Source organism: Buttiauxella izardii, assembly GCF_003601925.1.
In the GTDB taxonomy this organism is placed as follows: Bacteria; Pseudomonadota; Gammaproteobacteria; order Enterobacterales; family Enterobacteriaceae; genus Buttiauxella; species Buttiauxella izardii.
This window is the reverse complement of record NZ_QZWH01000016.1, coordinates 77,801-91,551: the sequence shown is the minus strand read 5'-3', so window position 1 is coordinate 91,551 and position 13,751 is coordinate 77,801. Positions and strand designations below refer to the sequence as shown.

Annotated in this window: 18 protein-coding genes; 4 read left to right on the top strand and 14 right to left on the bottom strand. The window is 49.6% G+C overall.

Going from position 1 to position 13,751, the window contains the following annotated elements; genetic code table 11:
- Nucleotides 1-437, bottom strand: a 437-nt coding sequence (locus D6029_RS09185; RefSeq protein WP_272482837.1) for a contractile injection system protein, VgrG/Pvc8 family, incomplete at its 3' end; no start/stop codon positions are given.
- 264 nt (nt 438-701) lie between these two features.
- Complete coding sequence (gene mak, locus D6029_RS09180; RefSeq protein WP_120064480.1) at nt 702-1,613, bottom strand: fructokinase; 912 nt, start codon at nt 1,611-1,613, stop codon at nt 702-704.
- 125 nt (nt 1,614-1,738) lie between these two features.
- On the opposite strand from mak, the gene rdgC reads away from it, so the two are divergent.
- A complete protein-coding gene (gene rdgC / locus D6029_RS09175) occupies nt 1,739-2,650 on the top strand; it encodes a recombination-associated protein RdgC (RefSeq protein ID WP_120064479.1) in 912 nt (303 codons plus the stop codon).
- A gap of 44 nt (nt 2,651-2,694) precedes the next feature.
- Here the strand turns inward: rdgC and ppnP are convergent, their stop codons facing one another.
- The 5 genes from ppnP to D6029_RS09150 form a co-directional block, all read right to left on the bottom strand.
- Entirely contained in the window at nt 2,695-2,988 is a 294-nt protein-coding gene (ppnP, locus tag D6029_RS09170) for a pyrimidine/purine nucleoside phosphorylase (protein WP_120064478.1), read from the bottom strand.
- An 80-nt stretch (nt 2,989-3,068) separates the two neighbouring features.
- Nucleotides 3,069-3,746: an AroM family protein gene (locus tag D6029_RS09165; RefSeq protein ID WP_120064477.1), complete on the bottom strand. Its 678-nt coding sequence runs from the start codon at nt 3,744-3,746 to the stop codon at nt 3,069-3,071.
- 399 nt (nt 3,747-4,145) lie between these two features.
- Entirely contained in the window at nt 4,146-4,337 is a 192-nt protein-coding gene (locus tag D6029_RS09160) for a YaiA family protein (protein WP_120064476.1), read from the bottom strand.
- 44 nt (nt 4,338-4,381) lie between these two features.
- On the bottom strand, nt 4,382-4,906 hold the full coding sequence (aroL, locus tag D6029_RS09155; protein ID WP_120064475.1) for a shikimate kinase AroL: 525 nt from the start codon (nt 4,904-4,906) through the stop codon (nt 4,382-4,384).
- 79 nt (nt 4,907-4,985) lie between these two features.
- Entirely contained in the window at nt 4,986-5,447 is a 462-nt protein-coding gene (locus D6029_RS09150; RefSeq protein ID WP_120064474.1) for a YaiI/YqxD family protein, read from the bottom strand.
- 149 nt (nt 5,448-5,596) lie between these two features.
- Between D6029_RS09150 and proC the strand changes: the two genes are divergently transcribed.
- A complete protein-coding gene (gene proC, locus D6029_RS09145) occupies nt 5,597-6,406 on the top strand; it encodes a pyrroline-5-carboxylate reductase (protein WP_120064473.1) in 810 nt (269 codons plus the stop codon).
- Between the two features lie 33 nt (nt 6,407-6,439).
- On the opposite strand, the gene adrA is transcribed toward proC, so the two are convergent.
- From adrA to D6029_RS09120, 5 genes are all read right to left on the bottom strand, one after another.
- Nucleotides 6,440-7,567, bottom strand: a complete 1,128-nt coding sequence (adrA, locus tag D6029_RS09140; RefSeq protein WP_418230255.1) for a diguanylate cyclase AdrA — start codon at nt 7,565-7,567, stop codon at nt 6,440-6,442.
- A gap of 90 nt (nt 7,568-7,657) precedes the next feature.
- Nucleotides 7,658-7,990: a PsiF family protein gene (locus D6029_RS09135; RefSeq protein WP_120064471.1), complete on the bottom strand. Its 333-nt coding sequence runs from the start codon at nt 7,988-7,990 to the stop codon at nt 7,658-7,660.
- 129 nt (nt 7,991-8,119) lie between these two features.
- Complete coding sequence (iraP, locus tag D6029_RS09130; protein WP_120064484.1) at nt 8,120-8,383, bottom strand: anti-adapter protein IraP; 264 nt, start codon at nt 8,381-8,383, stop codon at nt 8,120-8,122.
- A 157-nt stretch (nt 8,384-8,540) separates the two neighbouring features.
- On the bottom strand, nt 8,541-9,761 hold the full coding sequence (locus tag D6029_RS09125; RefSeq protein ID WP_120064470.1) for a multidrug efflux MFS transporter: 1,221 nt from the start codon (nt 9,759-9,761) through the stop codon (nt 8,541-8,543).
- A 72-nt stretch (nt 9,762-9,833) separates the two neighbouring features.
- On the bottom strand, nt 9,834-10,532 hold the full coding sequence (locus tag D6029_RS09120) for an extensin-like domain-containing protein (protein WP_120064469.1): 699 nt from the start codon (nt 10,530-10,532) through the stop codon (nt 9,834-9,836).
- A gap of 133 nt (nt 10,533-10,665) precedes the next feature.
- Between D6029_RS09120 and ddlA the strand changes: the two genes are divergently transcribed.
- The gene (gene ddlA / locus D6029_RS09115) at nt 10,666-11,766 is read left to right on the top strand and encodes a D-alanine--D-alanine ligase (protein ID WP_120064468.1); all 1,101 of its coding nucleotides are present in this window, start codon (nt 10,666-10,668) and stop codon (nt 11,764-11,766) included.
- On the opposite strand, the gene D6029_RS09110 is transcribed toward ddlA, so the two are convergent.
- Entirely contained in the window at nt 11,752-12,000 is a 249-nt protein-coding gene (locus D6029_RS09110; protein WP_120064467.1) for a DUF2754 family protein, read from the bottom strand. The genes ddlA and D6029_RS09110 overlap by 15 nt on opposite strands.
- A 238-nt stretch (nt 12,001-12,238) precedes the next feature.
- Here D6029_RS09110 and D6029_RS09105 point away from each other — a divergent pair, with 238 nt between their 5' ends.
- Nucleotides 12,239-12,562 (top strand): DUF2755 family protein, encoded by a 324-nt coding sequence (locus tag D6029_RS09105; RefSeq protein ID WP_120064466.1) that lies wholly within the window; start codon nt 12,239-12,241, stop codon nt 12,560-12,562.
- Between the two features lie 42 nt (nt 12,563-12,604).
- Here the strand turns inward: D6029_RS09105 and D6029_RS09100 are convergent, their stop codons facing one another.
- The gene (locus D6029_RS09100) at nt 12,605-13,708 is read right to left on the bottom strand and encodes a DUF1615 domain-containing protein (RefSeq protein ID WP_120064465.1); all 1,104 of its coding nucleotides are present in this window, start codon (nt 13,706-13,708) and stop codon (nt 12,605-12,607) included.
- Nucleotides 13,709-13,751: the final 43 nt, after the last annotated feature.

Genomic DNA, 13,751 nt, shown 5'->3' with positions numbered 1-13,751 from the left:
CAGAACTCACGCTCAGGATGCGGGCGGCGGAACAGCGTGTCGTGGGTGCGGATATCCATTTCTTTAAGCAGCTTCGCAAAAATGTACGCGATGTCGTAGTTCTGAAAGCTGCGGCAGTTCTGACGTTGTGAACTGCGCCAGAACTCGGGGTGGACGGTCATGGTGTACAGCGTCTGGTGTTTGCCGGTGTCGCCCTGTTCGCAGAAGGTCACAATGCCGCACACCCGGCGCTGAAGGGTTTCCCCCTGCCAGATGGTGAGGGTGGCCATTTCGTCGAGTACCTGTTTAAAGCCAATCGCCGGGTCGTTACAGACGACGGTGATATCCAGACGAAACAGAGAAGAAAGGGACTGCTTAAGGGTAAAGCCCACCACAGCGAAGGTTTCAGCCGGAGTCCGGCCAGCGGTGAAGATAAAGCGAGTGCCATCTGAAGCCATGATGGAAGTCCTTTCCTGTCCGTGGAATTATTGACCAGAACGTATGGCTTGAGCACAACCATCACGCAGATAAATACAATGAAATCAACAATATATTGGACGTGAAAGATAAATTGGGAACGAGAATATGACCGTGACGAATGTCACATAACCAGAAATAGGAAAGCGTACAAAGTGAATGAGGAATTCAGGATAAAAATGGCAGGATGATGCTTCGCTTATCCGGCCTACTTTTGTTTTCGCAGGACAGATAAGCGATATTTTTTACTTCTCTAGCGGCCACAACCAAGCAGCACCACGCACACCGCTGGAATCCCCGTGCACCGCTTTGCGGATTGGGGTTTCACATTCGCCGCCAAATACCCACGGTTTCACCAGTTGTGGTACGGTTTTGTACAAGCGTTCGTTGTTACTCATCCCACCGCCTAGCACGATCACGTCGGGATCAAGAATGTTGACGATATGAGCCAGTGATTTCGCGAGTCGCATTTCGTAGCGAGCGATCGCCAGTTCTGCAACGGGATCTTGTTGCTCAACTAAATGCATGATCTCATTACCTTTCAGCGGCTTCCCGCTCAGGCGATGGTAGTCGGTGCCAAAACCGGTGCCGGAAATAAAGGTTTCGATACAGCCTTGTTTACCGCAGTAGCACGGGACTTCTTCGCGAAAACGCAGCTCGTCCTCATCCATCCACGGTAATGGATTGTGGCCCCACTCGCCCGCTGTGCCGTTGCCGCCAATCAGGCTACGCCCGTTAATGGCAATGCCCGACCCACATCCTGTACCGATGATCACCGCAAAGACGATAGCCGCACCTGCTGCCGCGCCGTCGATTGCCTCGGAAACCGCCAGGCAGTTAGCATCATTTGCGAAACGAACTTCACGTTGGAGCGCGTCGCACAAGTCTTTATCGAAAGGTTGGCCATTGAGCCAGGTCGAGTTAGCGTTTTTCACCATGCGCGTATACGGTGAAATCGAACCAGGAATACCGATCCCCACCGTTCCTGTCTCGCCTGTGGCTTCTTCCGCCAGGCGCACCAGCTCAACAATGGTGCCGATAGTTTGCTGATAATCGTTTTTCGGCGTCGGCAAGCGATGGCGAAAAAGTTGTTTTCCATCATTCGCCAGAGCGATAACTTCTGTTTTTGTTCCACCTAAGTCGATACCAATGCGCACAGCGATGCCCTCATTTAATTAGTGTTATCAACAGAATAGAAGCGTGCCCTTGTAAAGGCAATGAAACACAGCGCCTGATTCGTTATCATGCCCGCTGCGTTTAACTGACAGTCCGGGAAATAATCATGCTGTGGTTCAAAAATTTAATGGTTTACCGTTTAAGCCGTGACATCACGCTTTCAGCGGATGACATGGAAAAACAGTTGGCCGCGTTTACTTTCACCCCTTGCGGTAGCCAGGATATGGCGAAGACCGGCTGGGTGTCGCCAATGGGTTCGCACAGCGATGCATTAACCCATGTTGCCAACGGGCAGATTGTGATTTGCGCCCGTAAAGAAGAAAAAATTCTCCCGGCTCCGGTGATTAAACAAGAACTGGAAGCGAAGATCAGCAAGCTTGAAGCCGAGCAGGCTCGTAAGCTGAAAAAGACCGAGAAAGATTCTCTGAAAGATGAAGTGCTGCACTCTTTGTTGCCACGCGCTTTCAGCCGTTTCAATCAAACTATGATGTGGATCGACACGGTAAACGGTTTGATCATGGTGGATTGCGCTAGTGCGAAGAAAGCCGAAGACACATTGGCGCTGCTGCGTAAAAGCCTCGGTTCGCTGCCCGTTGTGCCATTAGCTCTCGAAAATCCTATTGAACTGACGCTGACCGAGTGGGTTCGCTCCGGCGACGTGCCTCCAGGTTTTGCGCTAATGGACGAAGCAGAGCTGAAAGCCATTCTCGAAGGTGGCGGCGTGATTCGCTGTAAGCAGCAGGATTTGGTTTGTGATGAGATTGCCGCGCATATCGAAGCCGATAAAGTGGTCACCAAACTGGCTCTTGACTGGCAAGAACGTATTCAGTTTTTGATTGCTGATGACGGTTCGATTAAGCGCCTGAAGTTTGCGGAAACCATCCGTGATCAGAATGACGATATCGACCGTGAAGATTTCGGCGGGCGTTTTGATGCAGATTTTATTTTGATGACTGGCGAACTGGCGGCGTTGATTAAGAATCTGGTTGAAGCGTTAGGCGGTGAAGCCCAGCGCTAGAATGACGAGTCCCTCTTCCTGTGAGGTAGAGGGACTTAAAATTCTTATTTATCGGCAAGATAGCGGCAAAGATAGGAAGTCGGTTCAGCCACTTGTAAATGGAATTCACTGTGTCCAGGAACATGGAACACGGTGCCCGCAGCATAAGTTTTCCACTCGGTTTCGCCAGGCAGTAAAACATGCAATGCCCCACTCACGACTGTCATTTCTTCTGGTTGAGCGGTACCAAAAGTGTATTCACCTTCAACCATGACCCCAACACTCGCGCGCCCAGTGCTGCTGCTGGTAAACCCAATAGATTTCACTTTACCGGAAAAGTACTCATTACTCTGAAGCATGACCAGGCCCTTTTAAAAATAGTTGAAAAAACAATATAGAGGGGAAGTTAAGAGCCTGTCACGCAAATTATTGCCTGCCGTTAAGCAAGCAATTCTGAGGCAAGTCGAGCAATCAGCACGTTCGATAACAATACCGGGACATCCAAGGATTTTTGCAGCAAATCGCGGTGTTTTTGATGGAAGCCCAGGCAATCAAGGAGCAGTACGTCAGCACCGTCTTTTAGCAGTTTCTTCCCTGCATCGATTAAATCCTTCTCCGTTCCATGAATCGGGTTTGCCAATTCGTACAACGGTTCACTCTCTAAAAGCTGCCATTTTTGGCTCTGGAATTTGAGCATTTCAGGCACAGGAATAATGATGCCGACCTGATGCCCAACAACAATCGAAGCCACCAGCGGCGGAATGATGCGCTCCGGCTCCAGCAAAATACCTTTGTGAACTGTCAGGTTGGCAAAACGGTGTGAGCTCATCAGTAGAATGACGTCGAAACCCTGGTTATCCAGCACTTCAATGACATCCTGCAACGCACGCTCGACTTTCTGTTTACTCAATGAAATCAAATGATTTCCGGATAAGAGCGTGAGGAGAAGTTCCTCGCCAGGTGCCGGCGCGTATTCTTCCATCACCTCTTCTTGCGAGAGATTACCGAGGAGGCTGAAAAGCTTAATTTGGTCTGCTGAAATGTGCTCGGTGAGCAACGGCAAGATTTCACTGACCGGAACGACGCCGATGGTGATAATTGCCAATGTTTGTTTCATGTTTCGTTCCGCCCTTGTCCCATATCAGCCCTCAGACTGCTGCGCTGGTATCTTTCCTGTGAATGATACTCTGCTGAAGGTCGCTCAATAATTAACCACAAAGCGTAGCAGCATAATTGCAGAGCATCTGCCGGAATGTTCAACGAAACGTCAACGCCATTAATACAACATCATGATAATTAATTTTTAACAAATAAATTAACTATACCCAAAATAATTCGAGTTGCAGGAAGGCGGCGACGCAGTAAATCCCCATGAGCTTACTTAAGTAAGTGATTGGGGTGAGCGAGGAAAGCCAACGCACCTGCAACTTGAAGTATGACGGGCATAAAAGATGTGATTAAGCATGTGATCAAGGAGTTAATGCGGAACTAAAAACCAGGCGTCCTTGCCAGATTGTTACGCTTTTTGCGGATCTTCGTAGCGCCGCTTTGCATCGAGCGCTTCTTGTTCTGTTTCGTGTTCGCTAATCAACGTATCAGGATGGGGATGGTCGGCTCGAAGTTGATACCAGGTCACCGTTTGGTCCGTGGCACCTTTTTCAACAGCTTCAATACGCGCTTCCCGGGGGTATGGAGGTTTGCTCGCCATCGCTCTTCCTTTGGTTATGAATGAGCGTTAAGTATAGACAAAGATTAGCTGGCATGAGCCGTGTGCAATGCCGCCAGCACCGCCGCAACGATATCTTCCGGGGAACGTGTTGCGTCAACGACATGGTGCGCAGCCTGGTTGTAGAGCGCTTCACGAGCCGCAAGCACTTCAACGATTTCATCGGTAATCGGCCTGCCGGTCAAGGTTGGGCGCTGGCCTTCTTCCGGGAATGCTTCTAAACGTGAGGCAAGGATTTGCGCTGGCGCGCGCAGGTAGATAACCACGCCGTGCTCACGCATAAACTGACGGTTACTCTCAGCCAGCACCATGCCGCCACCGGTCGCAATCACCGTGTCTGGAGCCGTCACGCTTTGCAACGCACCTGATTCACGACGGCGAAAACCGTCCCACCCTTCCTGGGCGACGATATCGGCAACACTCATTTCGGTGGTGGTTAAAAGGTAATGGTCGGTATCAACAAAGTTAAAGCCCAATGCCTGCGCTAACGCAACACCCACGGTTGTTTTGCCACAACCTCGTGCGCCGACTAAATAAATGGGTTGAGTCATCGGTGGCTAATCCTTAGAAGTCCGCCAAAGAGTGTCATCATACCAGCAAGCTAGTACGCGGTGTAGAATTACATCGGTATTAAGCGCTTTTTGAACGCTTCGCAATAAGCAGCCACTTTTCGAGTTCGTTCGCAAACAGTTGACGGTCGCGCTGATTAAGGCTGTCAGGCCCACCGGTCTGCACGCCACTGGCTCTTAATGTATCCATAAAATCACGCATCGTCAGGCGTTCGCGAATAGTGGCGGGAGTATAAAGCTCGCCGCGAGGATTTAGCGCAATCGCGCCCTTTTCCAGCACATCCGCCGCCAACGGGATATCCGCCGTCACGACTAAATCGCCCTTTTCACATCGCCTGACGATTTCGTTATCGGCCACATCAAAGCCCGCGGCCACTTGCAGGCTGCGAATGAAGCGCGAAGGTGGCGTTTTGATCCCCTGATTGGCAACCAGTGTGACCATGGTTTGTGTACGCTCAGCGGCACGAAACAGCACTTCTTTTATCACTTTTGGACACGCATCTGCATCCACCCAAATTTGCATCACGACTCCTGTTTGCCGACGCTAATAGGTGAGATCTTGCCGTGCTTTTTCAGCAATCGCCAACTTTATCTTCGCAGCCAGTTAGCCGAAGCCACAGGAATCACGTTAAGCTATGCTCATCACACAACTCAAAACGATGGAGTGAGACTTTGGATAAGAAAATTGGATTTATCGGTTGCGGCAACATGGGGAAAGCCATTCTGGGTGGCCTGATTGCCAGCGGTCAAGTGATTCCGGGCAACATCTGGGTCTATACACCATCGCCCGATAAAGTTGAAGCCTTACGCGAGCAATACGGCGTTAACGCGGCGCAAAGTGCGCAGGAAGTGGCTCAGATTGCCGACATCGTTTTCGGCGCGGTCAAACCGAATGTCATGTTAAAAGTGCTGGGAGAAGTCAATTCCAGCCTGAATAAAGATACGGTGGTGATTTCCATCGCCGCTGGTATAACCCTGGATTCGCTGGCAAAAGCGCTGGGTCATGACCGTAAAATTATCCGTGCGATGCCAAATACCCCTGCGCTGGTGAATGCCGGTATGACGTCGATTACACCAAACGCGCTTGTCACTTCTGAAGATATTGCCGATGCGGTGAATATTTTCCGCAGCTTCGGGCTTGCAGAAGTGGTAGCAGAAACCATGATTCACCCGGTTGTGGGCGTCAGCGGTTCAGCTCCAGCGTACGTGTTTATGTTTATTGAAGCGATGGCGGATGCGGCGGTACTGGGCGGAATGCCACGTAAACAGGCGTATCAGTTCGCGGCACAAGCGGTGATGGGCTCAGCGAAGATGGTACTGGAAACCGGCCAGCATCCTGGCGAGCTGAAAGATATGGTTTGCTCACCGGGAGGCACAACCATTGAAGCGGTAAAAGTTCTGGAAGAAAAAGGGTTCAGAGCTGCGGTGATGGAAGCCGTAGTGAAGTGTATGGCAAAGTCTGAGCATTTAGGTAAGTCATAATTCTGCGGCCCTCACTTGTTTCAGGTGAGGGCTTTATGCTGCAATATCAGCCACTTCAGTACGGCTTCTTCCGAGGTTTTTCGCTTTATATAACGCCACATCCACAGCTTTTAACCATTCGCGATAATTCACCATTTGCTTATCAAACTCCGCCACGCCGACGCTGATGCGCAACGGAACATGCGGCGCTCGCGGCAATCGAAACTCTTCCAGATAATCACGCACACGTGCAATCGCCTGAATCGCACTCTCTTGCGAGGTGCCTGACATAATCACGCCAAACTCATCGCCACCAAAACGCCCGATAACATCGGTAATACGCAGCGTGAGTTGCAAGTGCTCGGTAAGGGCCAGAATGGCCTCGTCACCCACATCGTGACCAAATGAGTCGTTAATCGATTTAAAGTGGTCAATATCAATCAGCACCAGTGTGGCGCTGCGTTGGTAACGCTGGCAATTGTCATATTCACCGTGCAGCAAATGCTCCCAGTGGCGACGGTTATACACACCCGTCATGCCATCCCGGGTACTCATATGCATCAATCTTCGTTTATGTTCGGAAAGTTTGAGCGCGGTTCGGTAACTGACCAGGCCAAAGTAAGAGGGATAAAGCAGCAAAAACGGCAGGCAGATAAGTACCTGAGACGGCATGGTTTCCAGATTCAGAGGAATTTGCGCCAACTCAAGTGTCAGCATACAGCTCAGCAATATCACGCCAATGCCACCTGCCAGCAGTTTCACTCCGCCGCAGCCGACGTTGTTCATACACAACATGGTGAAAACAAGTGCTGTCGGGAGCGCATTCAGTCCCATTACCGCAATCCACACGCCACCCATCAATGAATCGATCATTAGATTTCGGATTTCAGCGCGCGCAGGATCACTTGAACGATCGGCTGTTTGCCAGGCGAAATGTGGCCAGATGAAGCCATAAGCCACCAATAATAACCACCACCAGCCAGACACAGGCTGCAAAACCAAAACCGAAGAAACACAGAAGAAACCTGTCGCTAACCCGATGATTCTGGGGATGTACAGGCGCCGGGCAAATCGCCGTCCAGAGCGATGCCGGTCTTCGTCAAGGTATGTTGAGCTATCCATAATTCCCCCAGGAAGCCATCTACCAGAGCTGGATTCATCATTCATGATATTTAGGAATATTCTGAAACATTTGCCGTAATTATAGAAACTCAGGCCAGGAGGGAAGTATGATTTTTCGGGTGAGTCAGCGAACCGACTCACCCATTCAGGCTATTTGACTTGTTTTTTCAGGCAATTGCTCATGAAAGTTTTTCGCGCATCGCCGGATAATGTCTGTTTTCCGGCTTCAGCATTACACTCTTTCATCTTCTGCTGCTGCGGCGTCAGGCTCTTTTCTGCCGGGGCTGACTGACTGTTCTTCAGGCAGTTACTCATGTAGGTTTTGCGTTCATCCCCTTTCAGGGTTTGCGATGTGGCTTGCTGGTTACATGTCGTCATGCGTTGCTGTTGCGGCGTCATGGCTTTGTCTGCCGCTGAAGCCGACCCAACCATTCCTATTCCAACAACACCCGCCAGTAACACCGTCATTAATACTGTTTTCATAGCACCATCCTTTTTATTGTGGTGCTTTAATTTTGGTCGAGGTTTTAGAAAAGGCGAATGCCTCAAACTCATCAGGAAAAATAAACAGGTTCAGATTAAATAAAAAAAGTTTGAGGAAAGATGGTTCGCCTATTCAGTTATGCGGCGCATTAACAGTTTATCTAAATATTGCTTAAGAAGTTCGGTATCCTGACTCGTTACCGCTTCGGTAGGACGAGCCTCTTTTAGCGCGTTTTGAATATGGTTAACCATGGCTTGTCGATCATTGTTATCCATTCTGCACAGTATGGCGGTAACGACTATTTCCAGGGCTTCTATCTGTGCAACAAACTCTTTTGACTCTTCTTCTTTTTCGGCGAGTTTAGATAGCAACTCAGAGATGAGGTTCTTCATAATTATTGCCCAATGGGATAAGAAGCAAGACGTTAGCATTCTGATTTCATGTTGCCTAGAGGGGAATGAAACTATTTTTAACTGTCTCACTGAATATGTGGCAGAGAGCAAACAAATATTAAAACGCGTTATTTAACCGCTAAAAATAACTCAATAATCATGGTGCGATCTCATTTCTCTTTGCATCTTGTTGCTTTTTACGATGCAACATCACGGCCAATTGCCAAATGTTTAGCAACACTACCAGCGCGGTCGCAATAAATACCCAACGGAAGCCTGCCATCGCGGAAACACCGGCACCAATTAACGGGCCAACAACGTTCCCCAGATACATAAACGATTGATTGTAGCCAAATATCCGGCCAGTGACCTGATCGCTTGAATATTTCACTAACAAGGTTTGCACTGCGGGTAACATCGCCCCATCGGCAAAACCCAGTAAAAAGCGTAATACCGCTAACTGCATCGGTGATGTCACCCACGACATTGCAAAAAATAATATTACGGCAAAAATGAGTGTCGCCATTAATACGCGCGCAGTTCCAATTCGGTCGCCCAACTTGCCAAGTCGAGGGGCTGAAATAAGCGCAGAGATCCCCGGAACGGCGGCAATGAAACCGCTGATAAACGCAATATTGTTACTTTCTGGAGAAAGGTGTTTGATAAACAGCGCGAGTATTGGACTAATTGAGCCATTACAAAGTTGAATGACCAGGGTGGTGACAAACAGGCTGATCATTAATTTGGGATACGGTAAGGAAGCGAACACCGCTTTGCCAGACAAACGGTCGGCCTTACAGATATTAGGACGCCCTCCTTCTTTGATCAGAAATAACGTCACTACAAAGCTGACCATCAACAATGCGGCAGTCACGTAAAAAACCATCCGCAAGCCAAGGGTGTCGGCCATATATCCACCCAAAAGTGGGCCAACAATCACACCGCTGATTTGTGCCGTAGAAAGCGTGCTCAAAGCCCAGCCGCTGCGCTCACGCGGAACTTGAGAAGCGACTAACGCCATGGCGTTGGGAATATAGCCAGAAGTCAGCCCCATCACGGCACGGAGAATAAACAATTGCCAGACGTTGGTCGCAAATGCCTGCAATAAAATCGCCACCGCCATGCCCAATGATGCGCGTAACAACATAAGCTTACGGCCTTTGCGATCGGCAAGACTGCCCCACATTGGCGACACAATAGCCGAAACCAGGAACGTCACGCTGAAGGTTAAACCTGACCACATGGATAGCGCTTCGTGAGAAGTCACGCCGAGCTGTTCAACGTAGAGCGGTAAAAAAGGAAGAATTTGGCTAATGGCCAATCCGGTAAAAAAACAACCGAACCACACCGAGATAATATTGACCTTCCAGGATTCCATACGCAGCACGCTTAATTAAAGGAGTAAAAAAAGCCAGGCAGAATACTGTGAAGTTTATCATACAAATGGGTTTTATCGACAAAGCCCATAACCCCGCATCCCAAGATGAAAGTGATCCGCATGTGCCGCGTTGTATTCTGGCCCAAGGGAGTTGCCAAAAAATGGGCAGCCGTTTTCAAAAACAGCGTGAAGATATTCCCGCCCTTTCCCCTCTGCTCGCCAGCCTTTCAGGACGCTGACTTGTTGCTTGTTGGCAAAACCGAATCCGCTGATATCCAGCGCATCCGCCGTGGCATGTTCACTCAAACGCGCACCTTCTCGATTGTAGATATTACGGCAGGCAAAACTGCCTAAATGATTGATGCGATTAAGCCGACTACCAAATTCCCTTTGCGCCAAAGGCACTGCGCGTTGGTGTACAAACATCGTGCTGCTCAAGGCCAGCGGGCAACTGGCCAGAAAACTGCTGCTAAGCGACACGCTGCCAAAGTTCTGCACGCGTACGGCATTGGTCAGCGGGCAATTACCCGTGGTGTCAGGCACGCTGCGGAAATTCAGTTGCCCACGGGATTTTGCCTGTTCTAACAGTGCAAGGCAGGCTTGCGGATGATTAGCCAACGCCCGAAGTTTATAGCGCGTGACCAGCGTCGGCGGGTCGTCTACGGAAAGCGGGGCAAACGGGTTATATTGCGCGGGCAACCGCTCATAGAGCCAAAACCCCGATGCGGCCACAATGACCATTCCAATGATAATCGTCACGCCTTTCGCCATCCCATCACCTGATATTGTTTACGGAATAATCATTATAGAAGTTGAGGCGTTTTAAGCGGCAGGAAGCACATGAATCCTCGTAATGAGCGTGGTATGTTGTCCGCCTTTGTACTGTTTAAGGATGGGTTTGGGCATGGCAAAACTGCGGGTTGGGATCGTGTTTGGGGGCAAGTCTGCTGAACATGAAGTATCGCTACAGTCGGCGAAAAATATTGTCGACGCCATTGATAAATCAAAGTTTGATGTGGTGTTGCTGGGCATCGATAAAAAAGGCCAGTGGCACGTCAATGATGCGTCCAACTATCTGTTAAATGCAGAAAACCCAGCATTGATTGCCTTGAATCGTTCCGGAACCAATGTTGCCGTCGTGCCAGGCCAGGCTGAAAACCAGCTGATTGAATCCTCATCCGCCGAGTTTTTAGCGCCGGTAGACGTTATCTTCCCGATTGTTCACGGCACGTTAGGTGAAGATGGATCGCTGCAAGGCATGCTGCGCATGGCGAATCTGCCGTTTGTTGGCTCCGGCGTGCTGGGTTCCGCCGTCAGCATGGATAAAGACGTGACCAAACGTCTGCTGCGCGATGCAGGCCTAAATATCGCGCCATTTATCACGCTAACCCGCGCCAATCGAAACAAACTAAGCTTCGCAGAAATTGAAGCAAAACTGGGTCTGCCGCTGTTTATCAAACCAGCCAACCAGGGTTCATCCGTCGGCGTCAGCAAAGTGAACAATGCTGAACAATTTGAAACGGCGGTCGCATTAGCCTTCGAGTTCGACCATAAAGTGGTGGTTGAAACCGGTATTAAAGGCCGTGAAATTGAATGCGCGGTTTTGGGCAATGACGAACCGCAAGCGAGCACCTGCGGCGAAGTCGTGGTGAGTAGCGATTTTTATTCGTACGACACCAAATACATTGACGATAAAGGCGCGCAGGTTGTGGTGCCAGCGGCAATTCCGGCAGATATCAACGATAAAATTCGTGAGATTGCAGTTCATGCTTATCAGACGCTGGAATGCAGCGGAATGGCGCGCGTTGACGTATTCCTCACTGATGACAACGAAGTTATTATCAATGAGATCAATACGCTGCCAGGTTTTACCAACATCAGCATGTATCCAAAACTCTGGCAGGCAAGCGGCTTAGATTATCAAACGCTGATTACTCGTTTGATTGAATTGGCTCTTGAGCGAAATGAGCAAGATTGCGCGTTGAAAAGCTCAATTACTGCCTAAATCCTGGTCTTTCGCCGTCGTCGGTTCTTCTGGTTCCGGGCGACGGCGAATGATAAACCCCGCCAGCCAGAAACAAATCACCCAAGTCACAAGCCCGACCGCATAATTCTGCCAGCCTTCAGTTTTGAACCCCAATAAACCAATTACGCCATTCAAAATAAAGATAAGACCAATCGCCACAGCGTAGTAATGCCAGTCACGGCGCATTTTTGAGGACAATGTTTTAGCAGACATCAGGCAACCCGTCAGGACAAAAAGAGGGCTTATTGTGGCACAGGCAACGGCGAGAAACCGCACGTAAATGCAGGCTTAACAGGATATTGTTACGGGAATTTCACATAAGTTACGAATATGTGATCTCAGACATATATTCACAAACCAGGAGCATTCCGCCCCCGAAATTACCAACAATCTGATATTGACAAGCAATCTGACCTGCCAAAATCAGCTTAATGTTATAGGGGAGGTCGTGATGGCTGATATGAGTTTGTCGAAACAGGTTGTTCCTGTAAACCCCGTTTCCACAACGAAAGCAGAAGGATCTACCCGCAGCAATCTGGCTTATGCGGTTTTCATTTTGTTCTGCTTTTGGGTCGGTTCGCAGATTCTGAGTTTGATGGTTCACGCCCCGGGCGTGCTTGAACACCTCGCTCAGGGTAATGATGCGACACGGCCACGTATTGAAATGGGATTTGCGGTGAGCACGGTCTTTGGTCTGGTGCCATTTCTCGCCGGTTGCGCACTATTGGGATTGATTAGCCTGGCGCTGAAATTCCAACATCGTTTTCATTTTTGATACCAGATAAACGCAGGGCATTGCGCCCTGCGTCAATACATCTTAAAGCTTCATACACGCCGCTCGTCGTTCATCCACTCGCTTCGCAAACCATGCCGTCGTCAAATTACGGGTGATTTTTGGGCTTTCAAGCGTGATGCCCGGCAGCATTTCACGCGGCAATTTCTTGCCTGACTTCTTCTGCGCAATCGCATAAACCTGCTGATATAAATCCGTTTTCTCAAAGTCGATGCTGTCACCTTTTTGCAAAGCCCGGTGAATCTGGCTTTCACTCATATCGAGTTTTCCGGCCAGTTTCCTGACGGCCAATTCGGTGCTGCCCGGTTTGTCGGTGTTATACAAAATTAAGTCGCCGTCCAGTGCCAGTTTTACGCCGGTTGCCTTGCTGACAGCACTCTGGAATGCCGCATTGCGGCTGGCGTACCATCCCGCATTGAAATCTGCAAAGCGATACAGCGGCTGGGTGTAATTCGCCGGATAGTTCAGCAAATGGTAAGTGCCGAACCACAAACCGCCGCGACGGCTGAACACTTCCTGGCGCACCGTCCCTTCCATCTTCCACGGATAGCCGCTGGTATGCTGCTCGGCAAAAGCGATGCTGACTTGCATCGGGCCACCCGTATGAACGGGGTTAAGGTTGCCAAACAGTTTTTGCCCCATCGGCACCATATCAATGAAATCATCAAAAATTGCGCTCAGTTGCCCTTCGGTTTTGACGCTGTCCAGACGGTCACTGTAGCTTTTGCCATTCGGGGATTTGATGAGTAACGCGGTGTGAACCAGAAACACCGGGATATGCATTTTTTCAGCACGGCGGTCGATTTCCTTCCAGGCAATTTTACTCAGATTAGGAACCGCCGGATCGGCAACAAGATTGGATTCCTGCTGCGCCACCGCTAGCACCGAGCAGATATTCTCTTCGCTTGGGGCAATATTCTGGCTCTTAAACGTGGTCGCCAAGTCCTTAGCCCAACTATTCCTCTCTTTTACACTGGCAGGGATTTTCTGCTTTACCACGGTTTCGACATCAACCGGTTTGGTGGTTTCTGAAACAGAAGGTGCAGTTTGAGTGGTACAGCCCGCCAACACGAAAACCGCGCCAAGGCTTAATGCGAAAAAACCATATTGCCTGTTTAACATACTCATATCGTTCCATTTTGATTGTTTTTAGCGAGTCAGGCGAAACAAT